This window comes from Collinsella bouchesdurhonensis (assembly GCF_900155365.1).
GTDB lineage: Bacteria > Actinomycetota > Coriobacteriia > Coriobacteriales > Coriobacteriaceae > Collinsella > Collinsella bouchesdurhonensis.
Map to the genome: position 1 here is coordinate 385,475 of NZ_LT699743.1, position 14,692 is coordinate 400,166.

The following is a 14,692-nucleotide window of genomic DNA, read 5'->3' on the forward strand; positions in this document are numbered from 1 at the left end:
CGCGTTTTCTCCCTGCGAGAACGTGGGCTGTCCTTCCTCCTCGCCCATTTGCTCGACGATAGTGGCATACTATCGGTGACTGAAAGGAAGTTACCCATGTATGACAATGGACCCACACCCGGCCGCAACGATGCCTGCTGGTGCGGCAGCGGAAAGAAATACAAAAAATGCCATGAGGCCTTTGACGAGAAGCTTCAGCGCTTCTGGGATAAGGGCCTCGACGTGTTGCCGCGCAGCCTTTACAAGAGCCCTGAGGATATCGAGGGCATCAAGCGCTCGGCTGCCATCAACATCGGAGCCCTCGACTATGTGGGCGAGCACATCCACGCCGGCGTGACCACCGAAGAGATCGACCAATGGATCTACGAGTACACCACGCAGCATGGCGGCATTCCCGCCGACCTCAACTACGAGGGCTACCCCAAGAGCGTGTGCACCTCCATCAATGATGTGGTATGCCATGGCATCCCCTGCAAAGAGGACGTACTACGCGAGGGCGACATCGTGAACGTGGACTGCTCCACGATTCTCGACGGCTACTATTCCGACTCGAGTCGCATGTTCTGCATTGGCGAGGTAAGCGAGGAACGCAAGAAGCTCGTCGAGGTCACGCGCGAGAGCGTGCAGCGCGGGCTCGCCGCCGTCAAGCCATGGGGAACCTTGTGCGACATGGCAGCCGCCGTACAGGAGTGCGTGGAGGAAAACGGCTTTAGCGTGGTGCGCGAGTTTGGCGGCCACGGCATTGGCCTCGACTTCCATGAAGACCCATTTGTGGGCTTTACCGTCGAGTCGCCCGATGTGGACACGCTGCTCGTCCCCGGCATGTGCTTCACCATCGAGCCTATGGTCAACGCCGGGGCACCTGATATCTTTATTGACGAGAAAAACGGTTGGATCGTTCACACCAAAGACGGCTCAGATTCTGCCCAGTGGGAAGTACAGCTTGTCGTCACCGAAGATGGCTATGAGCTGCTGAGCTGGTAGCCAATCCGGCCGCGGCGCTGCCGCCGCATTGGCATCCGTATCTGAAACCGCAACATGTGTCACATTAAACCTGTCGACTTTTTGACACATCGACCTTTTGGAAGGACCTCCATGAACGTACTTTGCCTGCTGCCCGTCAACGAGACCCAAAGCGAGCGCCTGCGCGCAGCAGTACCTGCCGACACCGTTACGTTTGTGGACCGCGACGTCGTGTCCGATGAGCAGATCGCCGCAGCAGACGTCATCATCGGCAATCTGGCGCCCGCGCGCCTCAAAGCCGCGCAGAACCTGCGCCTCTTCCAGCTCAACTCTGCAGGCTACGACAAGTATGCCGCACCGGGCATCGTGCCCGAGAGCGCCATCATGGCATGTGCCACAGGCGCCTATGGTCAGTCCGTTTCGGAGCACATGTTTGCCATGGTCCTCGCTATGATGAAGCGCCTGCCCGCCTATCGCGATTGCCAGCGCGAGCACGATTGGCGCGACCTAGGGCCGGTCACTACGTTTGTTGATGCACAGGTGCTCGTCCTGGGAGCGGGCGACATTGGGACGCATTTCGCCACGCTCGCCTCTGCCATGGGCGCACACGTGACGGGCATGCGCCGCAGCGCCGTCGAGCCACGGGCTCCCTACGAGCGCATGGCGACGATGGACGCCCTGTATGAAGAGCTGGGGCGCGCGGATATCGTGTTCTCCATCCTGCCCAGCTGCGATGCTACGCGCGGTCTTGCCAACGAGAAGTTCTTTGCCGCCTGCCAGCCCGGTGCACTTTTTGCCAACGGAGGCCGCGGAGACCTTGTGGTTACCTCCGATCTGATCGCCGCGCTTGAGTCCGGGCACATCGCTGGCGCCGCGCTCGATGTCACCTCGCCCGAGCCTCTTCCCGCCAATGACACCCTGTGGGATGCGCCCAACTGCCTTATCACCCCGCATGTCTCCGGCTGGTACCACTTGCCGATCACGCTCGAAAACATCCTCGACATCGCCATCGAGAACCTGCATCATCTTGCTGCCGGCGAGCCCATCCGCAACGCCGTCACGCTGTAGGGAAAGCTCAAAGCACGTACCCATATCCTCGCAAAAAGAGAGGGCGCCGCGTCATGTTGTACGCGGCGCCCTCTTGGCGTATTGAAGTTCCAGACTGTCCGTGCCCTACACTGCGGGAGCGGCCATACAGACGGCAAAGGAGCCGGGGCCGCAGTGCGACGTAATCACGTTACGCGTGTCGTACCAGCGAATCTCCTTAAAGCCCAGCTCACGCACGCGCTCCTCGGCAGCCTCCTGAATCGCCAGGGGCAAACCGGAAGAGCGCACGAGGAAGACACGCTCGTGGTCGACAGGACCCTGGGCGTACATCATGTCGATGAGTTCGAGCGCAACATTTACCATCTTGCCGCGAAGCTTCTTGGTGGCAACCAAACGACCGTCGATAATCTCAATCACCGGCTTGATGCGCAGCAGCGTGGCGCCCAAAAACGCAGTGTTGGAAAGACGGCCGCCCGCGCGCAGATAGCCTAAGTCGCCAGGAATGAAGGCCATGCGCGTGCGCCGCGCCAGGTCCTCGGCATATGCCTTGAGCTCAGCCAGGGTTACCTCGGGGTGCTCGCACAGGTAGTGCGCCGCACCCGTCACAACAAAACCCTGACCGATGGTCACGTGCGCCGTATCGAACATGTCAATATAATCGCGGCCCTCGGCGGCAGTGCGTGCCGACTCATAGGAGCACGTGGTCACCGCAGAGTAGGCGATGTAGAGGATCTGCGCCTCGGGATGCTCTGCATGGATGCGGTCGAACACCTTCGCAAAGTCACCCGGAGTGCATCCGCTCGTCTTGGGCAAAACGCCCAGCTGGCGACATTCTTCAAGCATCTCTGCCGGGTCAAGGGCGCCGTCATCGATTGTGCGGTCGCCAATAGAAACGTGCATGGGCACAAGTTCGATACCAAGCTCCGCAGCCTCAGCCGCAGAAACATCCGAGCCGGTTTCGGCCACGATAATGATTTCGCTCATGAGTGTATCCCTTCAATGATGCGTGGCGTGGCGCAGCATACAGGCGGCACGCCGACATCCAGTCAAGTGCGCATCATTGTAGGGCCAGGACCCTGTATTGGCTATGCCTTATTCCCCACTTTCGGTAGGCGTGAGGAATAATTCACGTAGCGGCCACGGATATCGTTATGCCAAAACGACGGAATCAGCCTCGGAAATCTGCAGGTCGGCATTGTAGAAAGCCGTAAGTGCCTGGATGGCGAGGGCGACGTCACGAACACCCGTGGTTTCAAAACTCGAATGCATGGCAAGCTGCGGCAAGCCCACATCCACGGCATGCATGCTCGCCTGAATGTTGGAAAGATTGCCCAGCGTAGAGCCGCCCGCCATGTCGCTTCGGTTGGCAAACGCCTGATAGGGCACTTGGGCGTTCTCGAGCACCGCCACGAGCGCAGCGCGGCTAAAGGCATCCGTGCAGTAGTGCTGATTTGCAGCTTCCTTGATCACCAAGCCGGCGTTGAGCATGGGACGGGCGCCCTCATCGGCGCAGTCGGGGCGGTTGGGATGCAGCGCATGGGCGTTATCGCAGGACACGAGCATCGAGGCAGCAAGTGCTCGACGGTAATCCTCTTCGTCAAAGCCCAGGCCTTCATTTACGCGTACGAGCGTATCGCGCAAGAAGGTAGACATGGCACCTTGCTTGGTACCCGATCCAACTTCCTCGTTATCAAAACAAGCAAAGAGACTCACATCGTGCTCGTTGGTCTGCGCAAGCATGGCCTCGAGCGAAGTATAGGCACAGGCAAGGTCGTCGAGTTTAGGTGCCGAGACAAATTCGTCTGCAACGCCCCATACACAGGAACGCTGGCGGTTCACCAAAAACAAGTCGCGCGCCAAGACGTCGGCAACGTCCACACCCAGCTCATCGGCGACCATCTGGTCGAGCGAGCCCGCAGGAAGCGCGCCGGCGGAGATGAGGGGGCACAAGTCGCGGGCGCGATTGGGCGCAAAGCCATTGTTGACGTCGCGATTCATGTGAATAGCAAGGCTGGGAATAATGGCGATATCGCGGTCAAGCGAGAACAGACGGCTCTCCACGCGCGCGCCCGTGCGCACAAGCACGCGACCCGCAAGCGACAGGGGGCGATCAAACCAGGTGTAGTCGATCATGCCGCCATAGGCTTCTACATTAAGGCGCAGATAGCCTTGCGGTCCCTCGAGCTCGCCCACAGACTTAACCTTGAACGTAGGGGAATCGCCATGGGACGCAGTGAGTTGAAAATGATAGGGGGCGGCAGCGCAGGGCTTCTCGGCAGTTGCCTGTGCGACCTGCGCGCCCACGTGCCAGGCGATGACGCTCGAGTTGTTGCGACGCGTATAGTAGCTCCCACCGCGTTCGATGGTCCATGCGGAGCCCTCGGGCAGATAGACGTAGCCAGCCTGCTCCAAGCGCTCAGACAGCGTCATTGCCGTGTGGAACATGCTAGGACAGCTGTCGATAAAGTTGATAAGCGACTCCGCTGCCGTCAAATCTTCTTTGGTGATGATATCGGATGCCATGTATGCCTCTTTCCATTTATCACATGGTCATGCGAGCGAACATTTGCATAAGCCTAACGCGCACGGCATCTTTGTGCAAAGCTATAATGGGCCAAACGAAAGGGGCAGATATGGCGCGAGGCATCGGCATCGATTTGGTTCGCATCGACGACGTTGCCGACCATCTCGGCAAGGCCGCATGTACATGCAACACGGCAGCGTCGCCCTGGTTGACGCATTTATTTACCTCTACAGAGCTTGAAATGGCTTTTGCCCGACAGCAGCCCGCAGAATTTCTTGCCGGCAGGCTTGCCGTCAAACACGCTGCGCGCAAAGCGGTCGGCCCACTTATCAATGGAGAATTCGACCTGCGCTGGGTCGAAACACTCCGAGCCACGTCTGGCGCCCCCTATGTCAATGTCGAGATGCCCGCTCTGCGCAAGGCCCTTGATGAGGCCCACGTTGACGAACTGCTCGTCTCCATCAGCAATGATGGAGGCTATGCAGCAGCAATCGTGCTCGCACAGTAGCCGGAGTCACGCGGTAGCCGTGCTCGCATGGTAGCCGTGCTCGCATGGTCATCGCACTCGCGCGGTAACCGGTTTTCTTCATATTCGTGAGCGACTGACGACGCAATGAATGGCGGTAAAACGTGCATTTTGAAACGAGTGGCGGCTATTGATGCAAAACGGGGCCGTTTCTCGCCAATAAACGTTCGAGAAACCGCCGCTCATCGAGAAACGTTCGAAAACCGCCACTCATCGTGGATGCACCGATACTACAACCGAGCACCAGCGTCGTTGCAAAAGCGTTTCTCGACATCGAGCAGCCATTTCTTTCGATCAAGACCGCCGGCGTAACCCGTAAGGGCGCCATTAGCGCCCACCACACGATGGCACGGAACGATAATCGAAACCGGGTTTCGACCCACAGCACCGCCCACCGCGCGAGGGCTCGTGGAACGTTCATCGCCCGCAGCGAGGCGTCGACGGCAAATCTCGTCGGACACCCAGCCATACGTCACCGTAGAGCCACGCGGAACGCTCTGCAGCACGCTCCACACCTCAAGCTGAAATGGCGTACCTATCAGATGGAGCGGAGGCGTATACGCAGGTGCACGCCCGGCAAAAAAGGTGTCGAGCCAAGCCCAGGTGTAATCGAGCACGGCAGATGCCGAACCCAAGCCGTTCGGTACGCCCTCGCCATCGAGGGTCGCGCCATAGTGCGCCTGACCTTCAAACCAAAGGCCGGTAAGCCCGCGCGCATCGGCAGCAAGGGTAATCATGCCGAGCGGCGATCGATACGACTTGGTAATCATGTGCTTCCCCTTTGCGCCGCTCTTTCCCTCGTCCTCATCCGCAGCCTAGTATAAAGGCAAAAGCAGCAGAGCCCGCTTCGGTGCCGTCTTCGCGCCGTGCGAAATCGTGCCGTGTGTCATTTACGCTTGGCGGAATCGAGGTGGGCACAAGCCCTGCGGACGGCGATAATGAAAGCATCCGATCAGATAGGGCACCTTCATGGCATATATCGAGTTTTCCAACGTCATCAAGGCTTACGGCACGGGTGAGGCCGAGATTCACGCACTCGACGGCGCAAGCTTTACCGTCGAGCGTGGCGAGCTTGCCATTATCTTGGGCGCTTCGGGCGCAGGCAAGACTACGGCACTCAACATCCTGGGCGGCATGGATACCGCGACATCGGGCTCCGTCACCGTTGACGGGCGCGACATCAGCCATGCAAACGAAGGAGAGCTTGTCTCGTACCGCCGCGCCGACGTCGGCTTCGTCTTCCAGTTCTACAACCTCGTTCCCAACCTCACCGCACTGGAAAACGTCGAACTCGCAGCTCAAATCTGCCCCGACTCACTCGATCCCGCCGAGACACTTGCCAAAGTGGGCCTCGAAGCACGCATGGACAACTTCCCCGCCCAGCTCTCCGGCGGCGAGCAGCAGCGCGTAGCCATCGCGCGTGCCCTCGCCAAGAATCCCAAGCTCCTGCTGTGCGACGAGCCCACGGGTGCCCTCGACTACCAGACCGGCAAGCAGATTTTGCAGCTGCTGCAGGACACCTGTCGTCGCGAGGGCATCACGGTCATCATCATCACGCACAACTCTGCGCTTGCCCCCATGGCCGATCGTCTCATCCGCTTTAAGAGCGGCAAGGTAACCGACGAGACCCTGCAGCCAAACCCCACCCCCATCGAGCAAATCGAGTGGTAGATGGCACCAACAGGCCGAGTTGTGTGCATCGAAGCGCAAATCTTCACAAAATAACTCTGTCTTGTTTTTGTCACACTCAGGGGAGGGTTACGGTGAAGCAGATGGTGTGGGCATCGAGCGCTTGGGCGCGGATGCTGCCACCGTGGGCCTCGACGATTGCCTGCGCCACAGAAAGGCCCACTCCAGAGCCGCCCGTCTGCGAGTTGCGGCTGGTGTCTGCACGATAGAAGCGGTCGAACAGGCGCTTCAAATCACCCTCCGGCATCGCATCTACCGCGTTACTCACCTGCAAAGTCACCCCGCCACGCGAGCGCTTCTTAAGCGCAAGCTCGATTTCGCTACCGTCACTCGCATAGCGCGTGGCGTTATCCAGCAAAAGCTCCACCACCTGCGACAATGCCGAGATATCGCCCTGCACATGCAGCCCACTCTCCAAGTTGCGCACGAGCTTCTTTCCGCGCGACTCGGCAACAGCGCAAAACGGTTCCGACGCATATTCCGCCAACTCGGATAAATCCAGATCAGTCTTCTCAAACTGCGTGGCGCCTTCGTCCATGCGCGCGAGGAACACCAGCCTATCGGTCAGCGATTTAAGCCGTGTCACCTGCGCGGCAATACTTTGCGTCCACTCGCTTTCGCCCGCTTCAATCTCCATCACATCATTTGCAGCAGCGATTACCGCCAACGGGGTCTTGATCTCATGGCTTGCATCGGTGATGAAACGCTGCTGCTTACGATAGCTCTCCACGATAGGACGAACCGCGATGCGTGAGAAAATCACTACCAATACGAGCACGAGCAACCAAGCGCCCACGCCAATGGCAGCGCTTGCACCCAAAAACGCCTCGAAATTGGATAGTTCGCGCGAGCAGTTCACGAACACATAGAGGGACCCCTCGTCCGCATCCACCACCCGGTAGCGATACGCGCCATAAAAGCCGTGTTTTGCACCCGAAACACTTACCTGCAAAGCATACGTGCACGCATCCTGCGCCGTTGTCGCCGCAACATGGTTGACGTCCACCCCGACAATCGCACCGTCGTCATCCACGATCACCGTAAAGTAACGCGTGTCGTACGGTGCCTCCTTATCCATGATGTCGGCAACTCGTTTGTCCAGATCAAAAGAGCGGTCGAATAACCCAGACGTTCCGATATAGGCAGCCGAAAGCTCCTTGAGTATCACCACAGAAGCGTCGGACATCTCCTCCTGGTCAGCTTGGCCCCCGTCCGCGCTGGAGACGCCGGGGAAGCTTCCGCCGTTTTGGATAATCGCCTCGATGCGATCGTCCGCCATGCGGCACACGCTTTGGTAGTTGACGACATTGATAACCACCAGAATGAGTGCCAGCGCAGCAGCAACCGAAAGCATGGCTACGAGCACGAACTTTTGGCGAAGACGCTTCTCCATCACAGCTCGCCCTCAACGCACTCGAGTGAATATCCCTGATTGCGCGCAGCTCGGATGCATACGTTGGCCCCCACTGCCACGAGCTTCTTGCGCAGATAGGAGATGTAGACCCACACCACGTTGGAGGTCTCGAGCGCATCGTCACCCCAGACTCGGGACAGCAGGCGCTCGGTGGGCGTAACCAACCCTGGATGTGCCATGAAATACTCCATGAGCTGAAACTCTCGATTGGCAAGATGCTCTTCCCCCACAGGACCCGCAAGCGTGCAGGAAGCGCAATCGAGACGAACGTTGCCGACAGAGAGGGTGGTCGCGTCAATCGCAGTCGCACTGCGCGTCATGGCGCGAATACGCGCGAGCAGTTCTTTTGCCGCAAAGGGTTTGGTGAGGTAATCGTTGGCGCCGGCGTCGAGGCCCTCGACTTTATCCGCCACTTCACTTTTTGCCGTCAGCATGATGATAGGCAGCCGAATCCCGCTCTGACGCGCCTGGCGCAGCACCTCGATACCATCCATACCGGGCATCATGATGTCGAGAATCGCGGCATCGAATACCTGGCGCCGAAGATGATCGAGAGCAGTCAGGCCATCATGGACCGCATCGACTTCATAGCCGCTGTGCCGCAAAATCGCTGTAAGGGCGCGCGAGAGCTCGAGTTCATCCTCCGCCAATAGGAGCCGCATCATCCTCGCCTTTCACTGTTGCCATCTGTTGGCTTTGATAATAACGCAGCGGGCAAAGCCTTAGTCGAACCTTAGCAGCCACCCTATACACGCAGGCGTTTTTGCAGGATAGACCTTAGCCGAACCTAAGCATTGGCAACCGCGCGCAAGAACTGTCGCCACTGCGGTACAACAGATTTCGAGCACGGCGGCGGGTACGCGAGACCAGGCACACACACTTTCCTTCCCCCATGCCTGCGCCCGTCGCCCGTTGCTCGCAATCCATCCGATAAGCCGCATGGCAGAAGCGACTCGCCTCCATGCACGATCGACGAGAGGAGCGCGAACAAACTCTCCAGAAAAACCCACTGCCATCCACCAAAAAGGCACCTCGGCTGGGCACGTGCCCGACCGAGGCGCCTTTTGCGTACAGCGATAGCGCGTATGTCAGAAGCTTGCGCTCTACTCTTCCGTAAGAAGCTTTGCAATCTGGACGGCATTGGTGGCAGCGCCCTTGCGAATCTGGTCGCCACAGCACCAGAAGGTGATGCCGCGCGTGACTTCCGGATTGGAGATGTCACGACGAACGCGGCCGACCCAGATCAGGTCCTGATCGCTCGTAAAGAGCGGCATGGGGCAGCGATCCGAAGCATCAGCGGCATCCATGTCGTCCACCAGCTTGACACCGGGAGCGGCAGCAAGGGCCTCGCGAGCCTCTTCGACCGTGATGTCGCGCTCGAACTCAAGCGTGATGCTCTCGGAGTGCGAGCGCAGCACGGGCACGCGCACACAGGTGCAGTTTACGCGCAGCTCGGGCAGATGCATAATCTTGCGGCCCTCGTTTTGAAGCTTCATCTCCTCGGAGGTGAAACCTTCCTCCTTCACGCCGCCGATCTGCGGAATGAGATTATTGGCAAGCTGCGCCGCAAAAGCGCGCGGATCGGGAAGCTGCTCGCCGCGGCCCAGAGCAGCAAGCTGCTCCTCGAGCTCACGCATGCCCGGAACGCCAGCGCCCGAAGCCGCCTGGTACGTGCTCACAACCATGCGCTTGACGCCCGCGAGCTTGTGCAGCGGCCAGGTGGGCACCAAGCCGATGATGGTCGCACAGTTGGGATTGGCGATAAGGCCCTTGTGCCATTTGATGTCCTCGGCGTTAATCTCGGGCACCACCAGGGGAACATCGGGGTCAAGACGGAACGCATGGGAGTTGTCCACAACCACAGCGCCGCGCTTCACGGCCTCGGGCAAAAGCGTCTTGGCGAGGTCATCCTCAACGGCGCCGAGTACGATATCGCAGCCCTCAAACGCCTCGGGGCAGGCCTCCTCGATCACCACCTGCTCGCCGCGGAACTCAACAGCCTTGCCGGCAGAGCGAGCGCTCGCCAGCAGCTTGAGCTTGCCCACGGGGAAATCCTGCTCGTCAAGGCCCTGGAGCATCTGGGTGCCCACGGCTCCCGTCGCGCCCAAAATAGCCACCGTGTACTGTTTCATGCTTCCCCCTTTTAGGTCATGCTCTTCTCCTGCAACCTGCGCAGGCCAAATGATTGTCTTCCTTTTATACGAGAACGGAGTGGACTCGAAGCCCACTCCGTCGAAATGAAATCGAAACGAAACCCGAAACCAACAGGATGAATGAAATCTCCCTCAAAGCCAAGGCGCTCGCTATTTAGTAAGCGATGCCAATCCCAGGTCGATAGTCGAAGGCTCATCCAGATCGGCAACCTTCACGATGCCGTTCTCGTCCGAGAATGCACGGTAGATGGTGCGGATGGCCAGCTCAAAATCCTTCTCGTCCACGCCGATGATGATGTTGATCTCGTCGCAGCTCTGCGAAATCATACGCACGCTCACGCCTGCCTGGCCAAGCATGCCAAAGAGATGCCCCGAGATGCCGGCGCGTCCGCGCAGATTGCGGCCAACGGTAGCGATGAGCGCAAGACCTTCAACAACCTCGATCTCCAGCGGCTCAACCTCTTTTTGGATGTCTGCCACGAGCGAATAGAGCGAATCGTTCACGTCTTCCTTCTGCACAACGGCGCCAAAGCGGTCGACACCGGTGGGCATGTGCTCAACCGAAACGTTATAGCGCTCGAAGACGGAAAGCGCGCGGCGCATAAAACCAATGCGCGGCTTAGTGCGGTCGCGCGCAACATTGATGGCAACAAAGCCGCTCTTGCCGGCCACTCCGGTAATGATGGGCTCGGCTGCGCCCTCGTCGGCGGTCTCGCTGATGATGGTGCCGGGGTCTTGCGGAGCGTTCGTGTTCTTGATGACCAGCGGGATACCGGCCTCGCGCACGGGGAAGACAGCTTCCTCATGCAAAACACTTGCACCCATGTAAGAAAGCTCGCGCAGCTCCTCGTAGGTAACACGTGCGATAGGCTGTGCCTCGGGAACAATGCGCGGATCTGCCGAGAAGAAGCCCGATACGTCGGTCCAATTCTCGTACAGGTCGGCGCCCAAGCACTTGGCAAGAATAGATCCAGAGATGTCTCCGCCGCCACGGTCGAGCAGCTTGATCTGACCCTCACGAGTCGCACCGTAGAAACCGGGCATAACAAAGCCCGCCTGCTGGCTGTACTCCTCCACAAGCTCGGTGGTGCGCCTCATGCTAAGCGTACCGTCGTGATGGAAAGCGATGACCTTCGATGCATCCAGGAACGGTAGGCCCAGGTACTCGGCCATCAGACGAGCGGTAAAGTACTCGCCGCGGCTCACGAGCTCCTCGGTGGAGTAGCCGCCAGTGCTTGCACGCTCGGCAAATGCCGCAAACTCCTCGCGAATAGGATAGGTGAGCTCAAGTTCATCGGCGATATCAAAGTAACGCTGGCCAATATCCTTGAGCAGATCCTCACAAGATACATGGTATTTAACGTGGGCACTCACCAGATAAAGCAGGTCGGTCACCTTGGTGTCGCCCTTGAAACGACGACCGCAAGCGGAAACCACCACAAAACGACGCGCCGGATCGGCGTCGACGATTGCTTTGATTTTCTTGAAGTGCTCGGCATCTGCGACTGATGAGCCGCCAAACTTAGCGATCTTGATCATGCGAACTAAAACCCTCCTGATAGGAACGCACCAAATGACGACGCGCCCATAATCGTAGGTGCAAGTCTACTAAACACCCTGGGATGTTGTCGTGGGCATCTACATTGTTTCCAAAAGAAAAACGGCCTGTGTGCTGCACCTGTTCTCCGAGGGTCGCGGCTCCACGTGCCCAAACGCTTCTGATACCATGAGCGCACACGTTACGCCCTGGGCTTTCAAGGAGTCGACGACATGGGTTTTTACCATAGCACACGTTCCGCTTCGCCAACCTTTACGAGCAAGGAGGCTATCCGCCGCGGCATCGCCCCAGACGGAGGCCTGTTTGTGTCCGACGACCTGGGTGGCACCACCATTGACATCTCCACATTGGCAAACAAGGATTACCCCACGCTTGCGCGCGAGGTCATGGGCGCCCTTCTGCCCGATTACTCCGCAGACGAGATCGCCGCGTGCGTGGACGAGGCATACACCGGCACCTTCGCTTCGAGCGAAGTGACGCCGCTCGTGCCCCTTTCTCAAGCACCCAATGCAGATGGCACCCCCACCTATGTTATGGAGCTCTTTGGCGGCCCCACGAGCGCGTTCAAGGACGTCGCGCTGCAGATGCTCCCCCGCCTTATGGCGCGCACCGCAGGAGCCGAAGGTGAGCGCATCATGATCGTCACCGCCACCTCGGGCGACACGGGCAAGGCGGCCCTTGCAGGATTCGCCGATGCCCCGGGCTGCGGCATCACCGTCTTCTACCCGGAAGGCAAAGTGAGCCATGTCCAGAATCTGCAGATGTCCACGCAGGAAGGCGCCAATGTCGCCGTCTGTGCCGTGCGCGGCAATTTTGACGATGCGCAGACCGCTGTCAAGCAGATCTTTGCAAACAAGGAACTGGGAGAGCGTCTGGCCGCGGGCGGCACGGTCCTTTCTTCCGCGAACTCCATCAACGTGGGCCGTCTGGTCCCGCAGGTTGTCTACTACTTTGCGGCCTATGCGCAGCTGCTGCGCGCAGGCGCCATCCAGGTTGGCGACGCCGTCGAGTTCTGCGTGCCCACCGGCAACTTTGGCGATATCCTCGCCGGCTACTACGCCAAGCGCATGGGCCTGCCCGTAGCAAAGCTCCTCGTGGCCTCCGACAAGAACAACGTGCTGGCAGACTTCTTGGCAACCGGCACCTACGACCGCGAGCGCCCCTTCTACACCACCACTTCCCCCTCGATGGACATCCTGGTTTCCTCGAACTTGGAGCGCATGCTGTACTACCTGGCAGACGGCGACTGCGAGCTCGTGGCGGACCTCATGTCCAAGCTCACCGACAAGGGCAACTATCAGATTCCTGCCGAGCTTCTCGAGCGCATCCGCGCCGTCTTTGACGGCGGATGGGCCGACGAAGACCAGGTGGCCGCCGCCATTCGTCGCTGTTGGGACGAAAACGGCTACGTGATCGACCCGCACACCGCCTGCGGCTATCACGTGATGGAGCAGACCGCTGCCGTCGAGGGCACCGCTTGCCGCGTGCTGCTCTCTACCGCAAGCCCCTATAAGTTCCCCAAGGCCGTGGCCGAAGCGCTGGGTCTTTTCTGCCCGCCCGACGATTTTGCCTGCATGGAGGTGCTCGCCAAGCACACCGGCACCACCGCGCCCGCACAGCTCGCCGGTCTCAAAACCAAGCCCGTACGTTTTGAAGACGTGGTCGACGTTGCCGACATGGGTTCCTACGTGGAGCAGGCAGCCAGTCGCATCGCCAAGGAGGCCTAAGACCCCATGATCCGCATCACGGTACCCGCCACCAGCGCAAACCTGGGCATCGGCTACGATACCCTCGGCATGGCCGTCTCGCTGTATTCGCACTTCACGTTCGACCGCGCCGAAACTCTCACCATCACGGGCTGCCCCGAGCAATTTCAAAACGAAGACAACCTTGTCTACGAGAGCTTCGTGAACGCTCTTGCCGAATGGGGCGAGAAGACCTTCCCCGTCTCCATCGACATCTCCACCGAAGTACCCGTCGCCCGCGGTCTGGGCTCGAGTTCCACCTGCGTGGTCGCCGGCATCATGGGCGCCGCAGCGCTCACGGGCCACACCGTTACCCGTGAGGAGCTTGTGGCCATCGCCACCGCTGTCGAGGGACATCCTGACAACGTGGCTCCCGCCATCTTGGGCGCAGCCGTCTGCTCGTTCACGCCGGAAGGCGAGCTCCCCCGCTGCTTGCGCTATGAGGTGAGCAAGCGCCTTCGCTTCATCACCATCATCCCGCCCTATGAGGTGCACACGAGCGATGCACGCAAGGTTGTTCCGCAAGAGGTGCCGCTGTCCACCGCTGTTTGGCAGATGGGACGCATTGCCGGCCTCACGCGCGGTTTGGAGATGGGCGACCTCGATCTGATTGCCGCTTCCAACGACGACCGCCTGCAGGAACCTTACCGTCGTGCGCTCATCCCCGACTACGACGCTATTCGCGAAACCTGCCTGACGGGCGGCGCTAAGACCATGTGGATCTCGGGCTCTGGCTCGACCCTCATGGCCGTAACCGACGACACCATCGTGGCCAAGTTCCTGCAGGTACGCCTACGCGAGCGCTTCCCCGAGTGCGAGACGCATATTTTGACGTGCGACACGGATGGCGCCCAAATCGAGTACCTGTAGGCGCGGTGTCTTTGTTGTGGGCCCTCCCTCCGGGGGGTCCCTTCCGAAAACGTCCTCGACAAATGAATTCCCCCGCCCATGCTCCTTCGGAGCTATGGGCGGGGGAATTCTTGTCTGCGGAATGTTTTCGGAAGGGACCCCCCGGAGGGAGGGCCAGGGTAACATTGTCGCGCCTACAGGGGCACGCTTTGGAGGATCGCCGG

At 59.6% G+C, this 14,692-nt stretch carries 13 protein-coding genes; 6 read left to right on the forward strand and 7 right to left on the reverse strand.

The genetic code is table 11. The features are described 5' to 3' along the window. Window positions 1–96 precede the first annotated feature (96 nt). Window positions 97–984, forward strand: coding sequence for a methionyl aminopeptidase (locus BQ9843_RS08000; RefSeq protein ID WP_075844599.1), 888 nt, complete (start codon window positions 97–99; stop codon window positions 982–984). A gap of 111 nt (window positions 985–1,095) precedes the next feature. Next, complete coding sequence (locus BQ9843_RS08005; RefSeq protein ID WP_075844600.1) at window positions 1,096–2,031, forward strand: D-2-hydroxyacid dehydrogenase; 936 nt, start codon at window positions 1,096–1,098, stop codon at window positions 2,029–2,031. A gap of 105 nt (window positions 2,032–2,136) precedes the next feature. Here BQ9843_RS08005 and BQ9843_RS08010 read toward each other — a convergent pair whose 3' ends face one another. Next, the gene (locus BQ9843_RS08010) at window positions 2,137–2,994 is read right to left on the reverse strand and encodes a DegV family protein (protein WP_075844601.1); all 858 of its coding nucleotides are present in this window, start codon (window positions 2,992–2,994) and stop codon (window positions 2,137–2,139) included. Window positions 2,995–3,159: 165 nt separating this feature from the next. Beyond that, complete coding sequence (locus BQ9843_RS08015; protein ID WP_195906642.1) at window positions 3,160–4,533, reverse strand: M18 family aminopeptidase; 1,374 nt, start codon at window positions 4,531–4,533, stop codon at window positions 3,160–3,162. Between the two features lie 110 nt (window positions 4,534–4,643). Between BQ9843_RS08015 and BQ9843_RS08020 the strand changes: the two genes are divergently transcribed. Continuing rightward, entirely contained in the window at window positions 4,644–5,042 is a 399-nt protein-coding gene (locus BQ9843_RS08020) for a holo-ACP synthase (protein WP_075844602.1), read from the forward strand. A 248-nt stretch (window positions 5,043–5,290) separates the two neighbouring features. Here BQ9843_RS08020 and BQ9843_RS08025 read toward each other — a convergent pair whose 3' ends face one another. After that, a complete protein-coding gene (locus BQ9843_RS08025; RefSeq protein ID WP_075844603.1) occupies window positions 5,291–5,830 on the reverse strand; it encodes a methylated-DNA--[protein]-cysteine S-methyltransferase in 540 nt (179 codons plus the stop codon). 199 nt (window positions 5,831–6,029) lie between these two features. Here BQ9843_RS08025 and BQ9843_RS08030 point away from each other — a divergent pair, with 199 nt between their 5' ends. Then, window positions 6,030–6,731 carry an ABC transporter ATP-binding protein gene (locus BQ9843_RS08030; RefSeq protein ID WP_022386837.1) on the forward strand — a complete coding sequence of 234 codons (702 nt, stop codon included), beginning with the start codon at window positions 6,030–6,032 and terminating at the stop codon, window positions 6,729–6,731. A gap of 76 nt (window positions 6,732–6,807) precedes the next feature. Here the strand turns inward: BQ9843_RS08030 and BQ9843_RS08035 are convergent, their stop codons facing one another. The 4 genes from BQ9843_RS08035 to BQ9843_RS08050 all read right to left on the reverse strand — a co-directional run bounded on the left by BQ9843_RS08035 (window position 6,808) and on the right by BQ9843_RS08050 (window position 11,855). After that, window positions 6,808–8,142 (reverse strand): sensor histidine kinase, encoded by a 1,335-nt coding sequence (locus BQ9843_RS08035; protein WP_075844604.1) that lies wholly within the window; start codon window positions 8,140–8,142, stop codon window positions 6,808–6,810. Then, on the reverse strand, window positions 8,142–8,828 hold the full coding sequence (locus BQ9843_RS08040; protein WP_230205644.1) for a response regulator transcription factor: 687 nt from the start codon (window positions 8,826–8,828) through the stop codon (window positions 8,142–8,144). Before BQ9843_RS08040 ends, BQ9843_RS08035 begins: the two co-directional genes overlap by 1 nt. A gap of 438 nt (window positions 8,829–9,266) precedes the next feature. Beyond that, the gene (locus BQ9843_RS08045; RefSeq protein ID WP_075844606.1) at window positions 9,267–10,295 is read right to left on the reverse strand and encodes an aspartate-semialdehyde dehydrogenase; all 1,029 of its coding nucleotides are present in this window, start codon (window positions 10,293–10,295) and stop codon (window positions 9,267–9,269) included. Between the two features lie 171 nt (window positions 10,296–10,466). Beyond that, the gene (locus BQ9843_RS08050; protein ID WP_022386833.1) at window positions 10,467–11,855 is read right to left on the reverse strand and encodes an aspartate kinase; all 1,389 of its coding nucleotides are present in this window, start codon (window positions 11,853–11,855) and stop codon (window positions 10,467–10,469) included. A gap of 231 nt (window positions 11,856–12,086) precedes the next feature. Between BQ9843_RS08050 and thrC the strand changes: the two genes are divergently transcribed. Next, on the forward strand, window positions 12,087–13,601 hold the full coding sequence (gene thrC / locus BQ9843_RS08055; protein ID WP_075844607.1) for a threonine synthase: 1,515 nt from the start codon (window positions 12,087–12,089) through the stop codon (window positions 13,599–13,601). 6 nt (window positions 13,602–13,607) lie between these two features. Beyond that, window positions 13,608–14,489 carry a homoserine kinase gene (gene thrB / locus BQ9843_RS08060; protein WP_075844608.1) on the forward strand — a complete coding sequence of 294 codons (882 nt, stop codon included), beginning with the start codon at window positions 13,608–13,610 and terminating at the stop codon, window positions 14,487–14,489. The last annotated feature ends 203 nt before the right edge of the window (window positions 14,490–14,692 follow it).